Consider the following 12,654-nt stretch of genomic DNA (forward strand, 5'->3'; position numbering starts at 1 on the left):
CGGAGAGACAAGCTTGGCGCAGGCGATCCTGGTGGGGGTGTCTTTCGGGTTCGCTTCGCTCATGACCCCACCCTCGATCCCTCACCTCAAGGGGAAGGGAGGGCCCGCGACACCCTCACTCCGAGGCGAGTTTTCCGAGTTCGCCCAGGCCCACCGGCGGAGTGGTGCGGTAGCCGAGCAGGTAGGCGCGGCGGGCGAAGTCGGAGCGGACGCGGTCGATCTGCGCGCGCTCGCCCTTGAGCCGCGAGACGAGCAGCGGGTCGCGCGTGCCGGTCGCCGCCATGCTCCTGTTGATGACCCAGGCATAGGGCTCGATGCCGGCGCGGCGCAAATCGTCCTGAAGCGCGCCGGCTTCCGACACCGGCGTGGTTTCGGGCAGGGTGACGAGGATGACGCGGGTGTAGTCCGCGTCCTGCAGCCGCATCAGCGGCGTGACGACGCGGCCCGGAGTGCCGGGGTCGAGATGCCGTGTCATCTGCCGGTGATAGGCGCCGGTGGCGTCGAGCAGCAGCAGCGTGTGGCCGGTGGGCGCGGTGTCGATCACCACGAAGGCGCTGCGCGCCTCGGCCACCACCCGCGAGAAGGCATGGAAGACCGCCACTTCCTCGGTGCAGGGCGAGGCGAGGTCCTCGAGCAGCAGCGCCTTGCCTTCGTCATCGAGGTCGCGGCCGCGCGAGGCCATGATCTTGTCGATGTAGCGTTTTGTCTCGGCTGCGGGATCGATCCGGTCGACCGTCAGCCCGGCCATCGCGCCGTCGACCACGAAGCCCACATGCGCGGCGGGGTCGGTGGTGGTCAGGTGCACCGCGTGGCCGCGGGCGGCCAGCCCGACGGCGATGGCCGCGGCAATGGTGGTCTTGCCGACGCCGCCCTTGCCCATGACCATGACCAGGCCGCGCGCACCCGCGGCGATCTCGTCGACCAGCGCGGAAAGACCGGGAAGGTCGAGCGGCTCCTGCTCCGTGGCGACGGCGGCCGGATGCGGCGCTTCCGGCGCCATCAGCGCGCGGAGCGCCGGCAATCCCACCATGTCGAAGCCGAGCAGCGGGAATTCGGCGCGGGGCAGTCCCGCGAGCCTTGCGGGCATCGCGGCCAGCGTCTCCTCCTGGTCGCGCGCCATGGCCGAGGCCACCGCGTCCGCATCTCCCGCCGCGCGGAACCGCCCGTTGACGGCGAGCATCTGGTTGGACAGCCCCAGCGCGCTCAATTCGTCCGAGGTCCGCGCCGCCTCGCGGATCGCGCCGCGGTCGGGCCGCGTCACCAGCACGATCGTGGTCCGGGCCGGGTCGCCCAGGCACTCGAGCGCCGTGCGGAACCGCTCCTCCTGCATCTTCAGGCCTGAATGCGGCCCCAGGCAGGAGGCGCCGCGCTCGTTGCTTTCCAGAAACCCGGTCCACGCCTTGGGCAGGCTCAGGAGCCGCAGCGTGTGGCCGGTCGGCGCCGTGTCGAAGATGATGTGGTCGAACTCTGGCGCGTCGCCCGCAAGCAGCCCGACGAATTCGTCGAAGGCCGCGATTTCGGTGGTGCATGCGCCCGAGAGCTGCTCCCGGACGGTCGATCTTTCCTCCTCATTGGCCTCGGGCCCCAGTTGCGCGAGCACACGGGCCCGGTAGTCGTCGGCGGCTGCCTCGGGATCGATGTTCATCGCCGACAGTCCGGGGATCCCGGGAACCGGCGTCGGCGCATCGGCGAGCGCCACGCCCAGCATCTCGTCAAGGTTGGAGGCCGGATCGGTGCTGACCAGCAGCACCTTGAGGCCGCGGTCGGCGAGCGCAATCGCGCTGGCGCAGCTCAGCGACGTCTTGCCGACGCCGCCCTTGCCGGTGAAGAACAGATAGGGGGTGGGATCTGTGAGGGCGTTGAAATCTGTCATGGCCGGCTTTCTGTGCAGGACGCGGAGACGCCATCCTAGCGCCAATCCGCGCCCGCCGGCTTGATCTGGGGCAAACGCGGGGAGGGGCGCGCCGCGCCCGCCGCCCCCTCCTCCGTCTCGCAGCTCACGCGCCGGTCCACCTTCTCCCCGACAGGAGAGGGAGGCGGCCCCGTGCGATCATTCAGGCGTGAGGATTTCCGTGCCGGAGCCCGACTGGCCGTCGATGGTCCAGGCGCCCTCGAGCGAGCCGTCTTCCATCACCTGGTAGACCACCAGCCCGACGCCGCCGCCCTTGAACACGTAGCCCGCGGCAAACGCGTTGCCGTAGAGCATGCAGATGCCGTCGGATTCGCTGCCGGTGCTCCAGTGGATGTGGCAGGTGGTGTCGGAGCTCAGCGTGATGGTCGCCGTGCCGCCGTAGCTGCTGCCGTCGAGATTGGTGCCCTCGACCGTGTAGGTGCCTGCGGCGACATCCGCCTGCGCGATGCCCGCCATGCCGAGCGTCGCCGCCAGGCAGATTGAAATCAGTCTTGTCATGCGCTTCACCCCTGTTGACGCCGGGCCGGTCTGTCCGGCGGGCAAGAGCGAAGATCCGCCGGCCCGCAACCGCTGTCAATCGGCCCGCCGGGCGCGCCCGGGGATTATTTTTCGGATGGATCGGGCCCGCGCCACACCGGTCCACCTCCCCCTTGAGGGGAGGTCGGAGAAGCAAGGCCGAAGGCCGTAGCTGATCCGGGTGGGGGTATCTTGTCCCCATCACCCCCACCCGGCTCTGTCGCGCTTCGCGCGCCAGTCGCCGACCTCCCCTCAAGGGGGAGGTGTGACGGAGACAGCTCACGCCAACGCGTTGCGCTCGAGCGTCAGGTGGCCGAACTTGCCCGCGCCGCCCTTGGCCAGGTCGCCGGTCACCACCTCGTTCCAGCGGCAGCCGAGGATGGCGCCGCCCGGCACGCTGTCGAACAGGTTCGAGGCGATCAGCGCCGCGCCCGCGCCCTCGACCACCGAGACGGCGACGCCCGCGCCGCACTGGCGCACCGTGTTGCCGGTGAAGCTGACCGCGCGCAGGAACGGGCCCCAGCCCATCAGCACGCCCCATTTCGGCGCACCCTCGATGACGTTGCCGCTGACCGCCGCGTCGGCCTCGATCGCCAGGCCGATGCCGAAGCCGGCATATTCGGCCGGATAGGGGCCGACGGTGCTGAGGTTGCGGATGATGTTGCCGGTCACGGCGGCGAGCCGGCCGCCCTCGTTGAAATTGGCGACCGAGATCCCCACCGTGCCGCCGTCGATCAGGTTCGACGCGATCACCGCGCCCTCGAAGCCGAATTCGGCGTAGATCGCCGTCTCGCCCGAGCGCAGCGCCTGGTTGGAGACGATCTGGATGTTGCTCGCCGCATTGGCGCGGATCGCCGAGAAGGCGCAGTCCGACACATGGTTGTCCGTCACCATCACGTTGTTCGCGCGAAAGATGTTGATGCCGTTGCCGTTCTGGCCGGTGCCGCCGTCGCGGGCCGAGATCCGCATCACCCGGTTGCCGTCGATCAGCGTCCCGTCCTCGCCCTCCGACCAGCGATGCACCAGGATGCCGCCATTGGCGCAATCGCGGACGGTGTTGCGGGTGATCGAAAGCCCGCGGCTCTCGACCGCATAGATCCCGGCCAGCCGTGCGCCAAAGATCTCGCAGGTGCTGATCCGGCCGCCGCAGGCCTGCAGCGTGATCCCGTGGCCGTCGGCGCCGGCGATGGTCACGTCCTCAAGAACGGCCTCCGCGACGCCGCTCAGATGCACAAGTCCCGAGACATGCGAGCCCAGCCGCTGGTTGGCGCCGTCGATCACCAGGCCCGTGAGCTCCACCCGCCGCGCCCCTTCGGCCAGCAGCCCGTGGCCGCGCCCGCCATAGATCAGCCGCGTCGCGCCCGGCACGCCGGCGATGCGCGCGCCGTCGGGCAGGGTGATGTTGGACATCACGTAGCTGCCCGGCGGCAGTCGCAGGATCCGGTCCTCCGTGGCCGCCTGGTCGATGGCGCGCTGGAACAGCCGGCTCTGGTCGTCGATCGCGTCGGGCAGCAGGCCGGCGAGATCCGCGTCGTGGCCGCCGCGCAGGTCGATCCTCGAGAACAGCTCTCCGGCCAGCGCCGGGGGCGCCAGCAGGCCGGCCGCGCCGGCGCCGGCGCCCAGGCGGGTGAGGCCGGCGAGAAGGCCGCGGCGGCTCAGAATGGGATTGATCGTGCTCATGCGGCTCAAGGTGCAGGAAGCGTGCCAGCCGCCGCTGCCCCATTCTGGCACACCGCGCCGTTGAACGGGACGGCGGCCGACAGCGGGCGGCTGTCGCCGGGGCAGCGAAAATGCACCGTCGGCAAAGAATCCGCATTTTCCTTGAGCCAGATCAAGTTTTTGCGTCCGTTCCGGGTCTAGCTTGGTTGTCGAAGGTCTTGCAGCGGTCTGGCGGCAAGGCCAGCTTCAGGAGGCATCGATGCTCAAGCTTGTAGCTGTTGTGTATATCATGGTCGGTTCCATGCTGGCCGGCAGTTTCGTCGTGGCGGCACTGACCGTCGATCGCATGGATGCCGTTTCCATTTCCATAGCGGCGCTGATCGGCGCGCTGGTGGCGATCCCGGTGTCCTGGTTCGTCGCCGCCAGACTGAACAAAGTTATCCGTCCCGCCCAGGCCTCCTAGCCGGCAGGGCGGATGAGGAGCGCGGGGTCGGCCTGGGGGCGGGCCCGGCCCCGCCGCTCCTCCCAATTTCGCTGTACCCCAATTTCACTGTACCGATGACGATCCGGCGCCCTTACGGGCGTCGGCTTCGTTTCTGCCGCCCCGGTTAGCGCGCGTTCCGCCCCATCCCTTCCAGCCGCTGCTCAGGCAGTCACGATCACGTCGCCGAGCGGACGCCTGAGCGAGCGCGGCATCGGCCTGGCGTAGCCGAACCGGACCAGCAGATCCGGCCGCCGGCCGCCGGTGCCCAGGAGTGCCGCCAGTTCCGGCCGCATGCGCGCCACCTCGACCGGCTGGTTGAGGAAGGCGTGCCGGATGCCGCGCGCGGTGGAGGCCAGCGCGAAACGCTGGTAGCTGCGGCCGGCGCGCACCCAGTGCTCCGGGTCGTCGCGCTCGGAGACGAACACCGCGAACCCCGCCGAGGAGCGCACCTGGTCGGCGCATTTGGCGTTCTCGGCCTCGGCCGTGAACACCAGCCCGAAGGCGGGCCGGGCGATGAAGCCCGGCAGCGAGGGGTTGCCCGAACAGGCCGAATAGAGGCCGTCGCGTTGGCGCAGGGCTTCGCCGGCGTTGAACCTGATCCAGCGCTTGAGCTCGGCGACGAAGGCCGGGTCCTCGACCTGGGCGGTGTTGGCGGTGACGATCAGCTCGAGGATCTGCTCCATCCGCGGCGTGTCGGTGACGAGCATCACCGAACAGCCGTCCACCGCGGCGGCCGCCTCGATCGCCGCGAGATCCGCCGCGGGCACCGGGCGCCCGTCATAGACCGAGCGGGTGCATTGCCGCTCGGTGATGGCGTCAAACAGCGGATCCGGCGTGGCGCCGGCGCCGCCGAGGCTCACCCGCAGCCCGTTGTTTCCATCCAGGCTCTCGATTGCGCTCGACCGGCCGGCGACTGATGCCGCCAGGCCGAGGTTCTCCGCGGCGCAGCCGAGGCTCGCGAACACATGGTGATGGTCCGGGTCGACGACGGGCGTGGCCCGCGCGAGATCCGGGCGGATCGTCACCTGGTCGGCCCCGCCCGAGAACAGCCAGGGCTGGGTGTTGTGGCTGTTGGCGGCCAGCGTGGCGTGATGGACCAGGAATTCGAACTCGCCCATTGCCTGCGGCGACCGCGGCGCCCGGAGCGCCGCCGCTTCGGTCTCGTAGGACGGGCCGCGGGTGAGGGCATGGGCGGTGAGCCCGAGCGCGGCGATCGCGCCGCCGCCAATGATGAGATCCCGTCGCTTCATGATCCTGCACCTCTTGGTTGGCCCTGCGGCCGACCTTAAGGGCATTTCGCGGCCTGCGCCTTGACCGGCGTCAAGGCACGGCTCCCGGCCGCGCGCGGCGGCGCCGGACGTAAAAAAACCCGGCGGTCGCGGACCGCCGGGTGCATCGGAGAAGAAAAGGCGTCGGCTGGCCTCAGACGAACTGCGACAGGCCGGGGATCGAGGCGACGATGTCGTCGATCGCATCGCCGGCGCCGTTTTCGCGGGCGAATGCCATGGTCTGCTTGGAAATGCCGGAAATCTCGCCCATGCCGAGGCCCAGGCCCATCAGCTTCTGGCCGAGACCCATGACGCCGCCCATCGACAGCATGCCGCCCTTGGGCGCCTGCGCGATCAGCGCCTCGGAATCGGGGACGGAGGCAAGCATCTCATTGACCTTGTCGGCGGGGCCTTCGGACTGCAGGAAGACCAGGATGGCGCCGATGGCCTGCTGGGCGGTGGCGGAATCGATGCCGACGGTGTCGGTGATGCGTTGGACGAGTGGGTTCACGGCGAATCCTCCGGATGAGTGACGTTAACGTAAGCGTAAACAGGCAATTGGGTCATTGCAAGCAGCCCCGCGCCGTTTTGAACGGGATATTGCGGGGCTGCAACACCCCGCCGGTTTAGACCCGGTCCGCCACATCCCGATGACACCGCCCGGGCGCCTCAGGCCAGATGCTGCCTGAAGAACGCGACCGTGCGCGACCAGGCCAGCTCCGCCGCCGCCTTGTCGTAGCGCGCTTCCGAAGTGTCGTTGTTGAAGGCGTGGTTTACGCCGTCATAGACATGGATTTCGAACGCCTTGCCGGCCGCCTCGAGCGCCGCGCGATAGGCGTCGATCCCGGCATTGATGCGCTCGTCGAGCCCGGCATAATGCAGCATCAGCGGCGCCTCGATGCTCCCCACCTCGCCGGCGTCCGCCTGGCGGCCGTAATAGGCGACGCCCGCGTCGAGCTCCGGATCATGCACCGCGAGCTGGTTGACCAGCCCGCCGCCCCAGCAGAAGCCGACCGCGCCGACCTTGCCGTTGGATCTCTCGTGGCCGGCGAGGAAGGCCCGCGCGGCCTTGGCGTTGGCCGTGGTCTCAGCGCCGTCGAGCTGGCCGATCATCTCGCGCGCTTTGTCCTCGTTGTCGGGCGTGCCGCCGAGCGGCGAGAGAAAGTCGACGGCGAGCGCCAGGAAGCCGTCCACCGCCAGCCGCCGCGCCACATCGCGGATATGCTGGTTGAGGCCGCGGTTCTCGTGGATCACCAGCACCGCCGGCAGCGGGCCGGAAGCGCCGGCGGGCAGTACCAGATAGGCGTCCATCTCGCCATCCGCGCCGGGGAAGGTCGCGTCGAAGGCCTCGACCCGCGCGTCGTCGGCGGGCACGATCGCCGCCCGCGCGCTGTTGGCGGCCAATAGCGGCACGATGGCGGCCGCCGCGGCGCCCGAGCCCGCGAGCCTGGTCAGCCGCTCCATGAAGCCGCGCCGGTCGAGCGTCAGATGCGTGTAGTCGTCATAGGCCTTGATCATGGCCTGGGTGATCGCAGGCTTGCCTGCCGATTGCTCTGTCATGGTCGTTCTCCCCATAGATCCTGGATCATCTCCAATCACCATCATCTAGGCCGCGACCGCCGCGAGGAAAGGGCAGGGCCCTCGGCAAGCCTCGGCCTGCATCCGCGTCGCCAAGCCCGGAGCGCCATGCTAGTCTCGTCCGAAGCGGGGACGGGCGAAGCAGCCTTGGCCCGGCCATTGAGATTTACATCTGGAGATCAAGACTTGACCACGCTGATGCCATCCCAGGACCTGGAATCCGACGCCCGCGTCAAGGCGGTGTTCGACGATATCCGTGCGACCCGCAAGACCGACTTCATCAACAATATGTGGCGCTGGCTGGCTTTCGATCCGGCCCTGCTCGAGCGCACCTGGACCGAGGTCAAGGAGGTGGTGGGCAAGCCCTCCTCGATCGATCCGCTGACCAAGGAGATGATCTATGTCGCCGTGTCGGTCGCCAACAACTGCACCTATTGCATCCATTCCCACACCGCCGCCGCCCGCGCCAAGGGCATGACCGAGGAGCAGTATGGCGAGTTGCTGGCCATCATCGGGCTGGCCGGCAAGACCAACCAGCTCGCCACCGCCCTGCAGGTGCCGGTCGACCCGGTCTTCGATGCCGGCCGGCAAGGCGGCCCCGGCGCATGATCCGTGCCTATGACCGCGCCGGCGTCTGTCTTGACGTGCCGGCACCCGGCGCCGAGCCGCTGCCCCAATCCGCCTGCTGGATCGACCTGCTGCAGCCGACCTCCGAGGAAGAGGCCCAGGTCGAGCGTCTCATCGGCGTCGAGGTGCCGAGCCGCGACGAGTTGCGCGACATCGAGCCCTCGAGCCGGCTCTACATCGAGAACGGCGCGGCCTATCTGACGGCCAGCGTGGTGTGGAAGGCAGACAGCGATTTCGCCGAGATCACCGACATCGGCTTCGTGCTGGCGGGCGAGCGGCTGGTGACCATCCGCTACGGCGAGCCCAAGGCCTTCGCGATCTTCGCCGCCAACGCGCCGCGCGAACTCGAAGGCCTGGGCGGCCACGACGTGGTGACGCGGCTGCTCGAGGCCATGGTCGACCGCACCGCCGAGGTGCTGGAGGGCCGCTCGCGCCAGATCGACCTTTTGTCGAGCCGGGTCTTCTCGTCGGGCAGCGACGCCAATCCCGAGACCGCCACGCGCGATCTCGAATCCATGCTCGGCGTGATCGCCGGCCACCAGCGCACCATCGCCAAGGTCCGCGAAAGCCTGATGTCGCTGTCGCGGGTGGCGGGGTTCCTGCAGACCCTGCCGGAGATCGCCGGCGAGAAGGCGATCAAGCAGCGCTGCCGCTCGCTCGCGCGCGACATCCAGTCGCTTTCCGAACATGCCGACTTCATCTCGGAAAACATCATCTTCCTGCTGGACGCCTCGCTGGGCCTGATCTCGGTGCAGCAGAACCAGGTGATGAAGGTGGTCTCGGTGGCGGCCGTGGTGTTCCTGCCCCCCACCTTCATCGGCACCGTCTACGGCATGAACTTCGACCACATGCCCGAACTCGGCCTGCCCTGGGCCTATCCGATAGCGCTGGCCGTGATGGCGATCTCGGCGGTCGGGCCCTATCTGTGGTTCAAGAAGAAGGGATGGCTGTGAGGGGAAAGGATGGCGTGGCAGGCTGAATCGCTCATGCCCGGCGTGGCCATGAATCACACTCCTTCGAGGCGCGACGCCTTGAAAAGATCGCGTTGAGTTGTATGTACAAACGTGCACAATGTTCCTATGTTTATTAGCGGCATTGATTGGGATCTCGGCAATTGGCCGAAATGCGGAAGGCATGGTGTCAGCAAGACGGAGATCGAACACGTCTTGCGCACCATGGTTCTGCGCATCCCGGATCCGGATCCGCGAGAAAGCCGATACCGGACGGCAGGACAAGCACCCTCGGGCAGGCACGTGTTCGTGGTTTTCACATATCGCGAGGTGAAGGGAGAAACCTTTATCCGTCCCATCAGCGCCCGCTACATGCACGCAAAGGAGGTGGCAGCCTATGAGCAGATCAAAAAAGCCATGGCCAACATTGACCAGTGATGAGATGGCCGAAAAATTTGTCGAAGACGCCGATCTGAGCGACTTCGACTGGAGCGCCGCTGAGCCGGTTCGCCACGAATTCGCGGACAAGAGCGCCCGTGTCAACATGCGCATGCCGGAAAGCCAGCTCGAGGCGATCAAGGCGGAGGCAGCAAAGCGCGGGGTGAAATACCAGCGGTTCATGCGCGAATTGCTCGACCGGGGCATGGGGACGTTGAAAACGCCCGCTGGCAAATCGCCTCGGGAGTGAGCGGGCTGCGCGATCTGGCCCGGCCGCCCGAGTCTCGCCTTGGGGGTGCAGGGCCGCGTCCCCGTCAACGCTCGGTTAACCATAATCAGCGAAAGTTCGGCACCGTCCCTGTTGAGCCGAGTGTGCCATGGTTTCGCGTCTTGCCTTCGTCTGCCTGCTGTCGTGTCTCGCCATGGCCGGCTGTGCATCCCGGCCCCCGTCCGATCTCGAGGCCGTGAAGACGGCTTATGTGCCGCTTGCCGGAAAACCATCGCTTGCGGGAGACGATCAGGTCGAGGAGGTCGGCGCGTTCTCGGCTTTCGGCACGACGCGGCGCGGCAAGGGGTTCGGATCGCTGGCCGGGCGGACGCTGAAGGTCGGCTCGATCTCCGAGATCCGGCTGGCCGACAAGGAAGTGATCCTCACCTTCGACGACGGCCCCATCCCCGCCAAGACCGACAGGATCCTGGCGACGCTCAGGCACTATGGCGTCAAGGCGACGTTCCTGATGGTGGGCCAGATGGCTGTCCATTATCCTGCGATTGCCCAGAGGGTTGCCGCGCAGGGCCATTCCATCGGCGGGCACACCTACAACCATGCCAGCCTGGCAGGTAGGGGCTACACGCAAGCCCTCACCGACATCGCCAATGGAAATGCGGCGGTTGCGCGGGTGACCGGCGCTCCGGTCGGCTTCTTCCGCTTCCCCTATCTGGCCGATACCGCGGCTCTGCGCCAGGCCGCTTCCGCTCGCGGCCTCGTCATTCTCGATGTCGACATCGACACCAAGGACTATTTCAAGCTGAGCCCGGAGACGCTTGCCGCAAACACCATGGCCAGGGTCCGCGCCAAGAGGAAGGGCATCATCCTGATGCACGACATCCATGGCCGCACCGCGGACATGCTTCCCCTGCTGTTGTCCGAACTCAAGGCCGGAGGCTACAAGGTCGTGGCCCTGCAGTTCCGCCGCTCGCGCATGCCCCAGGCCCTGGTGGTTGCCGCCAGCGAAGAGACCGGCCCGCGGCAGATGTAGGCGCATCGGCCTGGCGCGATGGCCGCAATCGGGCGCCGTGAAGACGGATTGGCGCGCCGTCCGCGAGCGCCTATGGTCGGGCTCCCATGCTCGGGGCACGTCATCCGGCCACCCCCACCGCCACGAAAGCCATCGCCATGCCCCCATGCCCCTGCGGCTCAGACCTTGATTATGCCGCCTGCTGCGGCCGCTTTCACGCGGGCGAGGCCGCGCCGACGGCGGAGGCGCTGATGCGGTCGCGCTACGTGGCCTATGCGCTGGGCAATCTCGATTATATCGAAGCGACCGCCGGCGGGCCTGCGGCGCTGGCCTTCAACCGGACGGAGGCGGAAGCTTCGCAGCTCGGCACAGTGTGGCTCGGGCTCGAGATCATCGCCACGCGCAAGGGCAGGGAAGGCGACAGCGACGGCACGGTCAGCTTCATCGCCCCCTACCGCCACCGGGGCGCGGAGGCGGCGCTCGCCGAGACCTCGGACTTCCGCTGCATCGGCGGCCGCTGGCTCTACTGGGACCGCCTGCCCGAAATCCCCGCCGCGCCCCGCGCGTCCCCGCCCGGCCGCAACGACCCGTGCCCCTGCGGCTCCGGCAAGAAATTCAAGAAATGCTGCGGGTGAGACGTCGGATAGGTCGGGGACAGTTTACTTTTTCGCGTATTGGTAAAACTATAATAAACAGCAATCTATGCGCGAAAAAGTAAACTGTCCCCGAACTGCCCGAACTGCGAACTATTCCCGCCCCATCTCTGGCGCATATTTCGCATGGAACCGCGCGTAGCCCTTTTCGGTGACCTTGAGATGCTCGGCCGTCAACCGGTGCAGGTCCGGCAGCCGGTGGAACGGCACCATTGGATAGCTGTGGTGTTCGGCGTGATAAGGCATGTTCCAGGCGAGCCTGCGCACGAGTGCATTGGTCAACGTGGTGCGGGAATTCTCCAGCATGTTGGCGACATGGGGGCAGCGGCCGTGCTCGGCCAGCAGGTAGAGCCTGAGGAAGGGTTGGCCGAGCGCCAGCGGGATCAGCCAGACGAACAGCAGCACCGGGGTGGCGAGCGCCAGGCTTCCCAGGATGAGCGCCAGATAAATCCCGAGCATCACCTGCGCCTCGGTCCGCACCGCGCCCCGCTTCGCCGCCGGCACATAGGCGTCCGCGCATCTCCCCGCCGCATTGCGCACCAGCGTGCGGACATGGCTGATCCACACCGGGATTCCCGACACATGCACGAGATACTGCCCCCAGGTCTCGGGCTTGGGCGCATCGAGTTCGGGGTCCTTGCCCGGCAGGTGGGTGAAGCGGTGATGGGCGAAATGGAAATAGCGGAACCAGCGCGGCGGCAGGAGAATGGCAAAACCGCTCAGATGCGCCGCCGCGGCGTTGAGCCAGCGCGAGCGGAACGGCGTCGCATGGCTCGCCTCGTGCAGCAGCGTGAACAGGAACACGAGCAGGATCCCCTGCGGCAGCATCAGCACCGGCCAGAACGGCACGCGCGCGGCGATCAGCCCGCCCAGCAGCAGGATCGCGCCGAGATGCGCCGCGAGCTGCGCGAGCCCTCGCGCATCCGACGTTTGGGTCAGCTCCCGGCACTGCTCGGGCGAAAGGCTCGCGAGGAATTGCTTGTGGTCCATGCGGGTCTCCCTCAGGTGAAGCGGAGCCTACCCGGATCCGCCGGGAATCGAAAGCCGCAGGAGGCAGGGGACAGTTTACTTTTGGCGTTCGGAAACCTCATGCAATCTCACGGTTCAAGGCGCCAAAAGTAAACTGTCCCCGACCTTGTGCATCACGGATCAAACCGCGAACGCTGGTCTTTCGCCCCCGAATCACTACATTGCCGGGGTATGAGCACTCCAGACGACGACATTCCGTTCTTCGGCGACGACGATCCGGCGCCGCGTCCGCCCCGGGCCTCCGCGCAATCGGCGCCGGGCGGCGGCATCGCCGCGCGCGCGCTGGCGGCGAGCCAGGCTTC

The 12,654-nt window shown here is 67.8% G+C and carries 15 protein-coding genes; 7 read left to right on the forward strand and 8 right to left on the reverse strand.

What is annotated here, in order from left to right; all coding sequences use genetic code 11:
• Positions 1–115 precede the first annotated feature (115 nt).
• The 4 genes from arsA to LL06_RS27615 form a co-directional block, all read right to left on the reverse strand.
• Positions 116–1,873 carry an arsenical pump-driving ATPase gene (arsA, locus tag LL06_RS03200; RefSeq protein WP_035522056.1) on the reverse strand — a complete coding sequence of 586 codons (1,758 nt, stop codon included), beginning with the start codon at positions 1,871–1,873 and terminating at the stop codon, positions 116–118.
• A 177-nt stretch (positions 1,874–2,050) separates the two neighbouring features.
• A complete protein-coding gene (locus LL06_RS03205) occupies positions 2,051–2,410 on the reverse strand; it encodes a hypothetical protein (protein ID WP_035522059.1) in 360 nt (119 codons plus the stop codon).
• Positions 2,411–2,707: 297 nt separating this feature from the next.
• Entirely contained in the window at positions 2,708–4,108 is a 1,401-nt protein-coding gene (locus LL06_RS03210; RefSeq protein WP_152599475.1) for a TIGR03808 family TAT-translocated repetitive protein, read from the reverse strand.
• Between the two features lie 5 nt (positions 4,109–4,113).
• Positions 4,114–4,263 carry a hypothetical protein gene (locus LL06_RS27615; protein WP_161784926.1) on the reverse strand — a complete coding sequence of 50 codons (150 nt, stop codon included), beginning with the start codon at positions 4,261–4,263 and terminating at the stop codon, positions 4,114–4,116.
• Positions 4,264–4,346: 83 nt separating this feature from the next.
• Between LL06_RS27615 and LL06_RS03215 the strand changes: the two genes are divergently transcribed.
• A complete protein-coding gene (locus LL06_RS03215; RefSeq protein ID WP_035522061.1) occupies positions 4,347–4,550 on the forward strand; it encodes a hypothetical protein in 204 nt (67 codons plus the stop codon).
• Between the two features lie 182 nt (positions 4,551–4,732).
• Here LL06_RS03215 and LL06_RS03220 read toward each other — a convergent pair whose 3' ends face one another.
• From LL06_RS03220 to LL06_RS03230, 3 genes are all read right to left on the reverse strand, one after another.
• Positions 4,733–5,821, reverse strand: a complete 1,089-nt coding sequence (locus LL06_RS03220) for a hypothetical protein (RefSeq protein WP_035522064.1) — start codon at positions 5,819–5,821, stop codon at positions 4,733–4,735.
• 172 nt (positions 5,822–5,993) lie between these two features.
• Positions 5,994–6,350 (reverse strand): hypothetical protein, encoded by a 357-nt coding sequence (locus tag LL06_RS03225; protein ID WP_035522067.1) that lies wholly within the window; start codon positions 6,348–6,350, stop codon positions 5,994–5,996.
• Positions 6,351–6,508: 158 nt separating this feature from the next.
• Positions 6,509–7,399, reverse strand: coding sequence for a dienelactone hydrolase family protein (locus tag LL06_RS03230; protein WP_244447034.1), 891 nt, complete (start codon positions 7,397–7,399; stop codon positions 6,509–6,511).
• 204 nt (positions 7,400–7,603) lie between these two features.
• Here LL06_RS03230 and LL06_RS03235 point away from each other — a divergent pair, with 204 nt between their 5' ends.
• From LL06_RS03235 to LL06_RS03260, 6 genes are all read left to right on the forward strand, one after another.
• Positions 7,604–8,026, forward strand: coding sequence for a carboxymuconolactone decarboxylase family protein (locus LL06_RS03235; protein ID WP_035522070.1), 423 nt, complete (start codon positions 7,604–7,606; stop codon positions 8,024–8,026).
• Positions 8,023–8,997, forward strand: coding sequence for a magnesium transporter CorA family protein (locus LL06_RS03240; RefSeq protein ID WP_035522073.1), 975 nt, complete (start codon positions 8,023–8,025; stop codon positions 8,995–8,997). Before LL06_RS03235 ends, LL06_RS03240 begins: the two co-directional genes overlap by 4 nt.
• A gap of 126 nt (positions 8,998–9,123) precedes the next feature.
• Positions 9,124–9,432: a BrnT family toxin gene (locus LL06_RS03245; protein WP_035522075.1), complete on the forward strand. Its 309-nt coding sequence runs from the start codon at positions 9,124–9,126 to the stop codon at positions 9,430–9,432.
• Positions 9,392–9,682 carry a CopG family antitoxin gene (locus LL06_RS03250; RefSeq protein WP_035522078.1) on the forward strand — a complete coding sequence of 97 codons (291 nt, stop codon included), beginning with the start codon at positions 9,392–9,394 and terminating at the stop codon, positions 9,680–9,682. Before LL06_RS03245 ends, LL06_RS03250 begins: the two co-directional genes overlap by 41 nt.
• A gap of 127 nt (positions 9,683–9,809) precedes the next feature.
• On the forward strand, positions 9,810–10,691 hold the full coding sequence (locus LL06_RS03255) for a polysaccharide deacetylase family protein (RefSeq protein WP_035522081.1): 882 nt from the start codon (positions 9,810–9,812) through the stop codon (positions 10,689–10,691).
• A gap of 86 nt (positions 10,692–10,777) precedes the next feature.
• Positions 10,778–11,305, forward strand: coding sequence for a YchJ family protein (locus tag LL06_RS03260; RefSeq protein WP_244447035.1), 528 nt, complete (start codon positions 10,778–10,780; stop codon positions 11,303–11,305).
• Positions 11,306–11,416: 111 nt separating this feature from the next.
• Here the strand turns inward: LL06_RS03260 and LL06_RS03265 are convergent, their stop codons facing one another.
• Positions 11,417–12,313 carry a fatty acid desaturase gene (locus tag LL06_RS03265; protein ID WP_035522087.1) on the reverse strand — a complete coding sequence of 299 codons (897 nt, stop codon included), beginning with the start codon at positions 12,311–12,313 and terminating at the stop codon, positions 11,417–11,419.
• Between the last annotated feature and the right edge of the window lie 341 nt (positions 12,314–12,654).

The sequence above is a fragment of the Hoeflea sp. BAL378 genome (genome assembly GCF_000759435.1).
Taxonomy (GTDB): Bacteria; Pseudomonadota; Alphaproteobacteria; order Rhizobiales; family Rhizobiaceae; genus Hoeflea.

What these genes read in the sequence shown, in the direction of transcription:
- LL06_RS03240 (WP_035522073.1), top strand. Translation starts at nt 8,023, where the DNA reads ATGATCCGTGCCTATGACCGCGCCGGCGTCTGTCTTGACGTGCCGGCA.
- LL06_RS03220 (WP_035522064.1), bottom strand. Translation starts at nt 5,821, where the DNA reads ATGAAGCGACGGGATCTCATCATTGGCGGCGGCGCGATCGCCGCGCTC.
- LL06_RS03245 (WP_035522075.1), top strand. Translation starts at nt 9,124, where the DNA reads ATGTTTATTAGCGGCATTGATTGGGATCTCGGCAATTGGCCGAAATGC.
- LL06_RS03210 (WP_152599475.1), bottom strand. Translation starts at nt 4,108, where the DNA reads ATGAGCACGATCAATCCCATTCTGAGCCGCCGCGGCCTTCTCGCCGGC.
- LL06_RS03215 (WP_035522061.1), top strand. Translation starts at nt 4,347, where the DNA reads ATGCTCAAGCTTGTAGCTGTTGTGTATATCATGGTCGGTTCCATGCTG.
- LL06_RS03265 (WP_035522087.1), bottom strand. Translation starts at nt 12,313, where the DNA reads ATGGACCACAAGCAATTCCTCGCGAGCCTTTCGCCCGAGCAGTGCCGG.
- LL06_RS03250 (WP_035522078.1), top strand. Translation starts at nt 9,392, where the DNA reads ATGAGCAGATCAAAAAAGCCATGGCCAACATTGACCAGTGATGAGATG.
- LL06_RS03205 (WP_035522059.1), bottom strand. Translation starts at nt 2,410, where the DNA reads ATGACAAGACTGATTTCAATCTGCCTGGCGGCGACGCTCGGCATGGCG.
- arsA (WP_035522056.1), bottom strand. Translation starts at nt 1,873, where the DNA reads ATGACAGATTTCAACGCCCTCACAGATCCCACCCCCTATCTGTTCTTC.
- LL06_RS03230 (WP_244447034.1), bottom strand. Translation starts at nt 7,399, where the DNA reads ATGACAGAGCAATCGGCAGGCAAGCCTGCGATCACCCAGGCCATGATC.
- LL06_RS03255 (WP_035522081.1), top strand. Translation starts at nt 9,810, where the DNA reads ATGGTTTCGCGTCTTGCCTTCGTCTGCCTGCTGTCGTGTCTCGCCATG.
- LL06_RS03260 (WP_244447035.1), top strand. Translation starts at nt 10,778, where the DNA reads ATGCTCGGGGCACGTCATCCGGCCACCCCCACCGCCACGAAAGCCATC.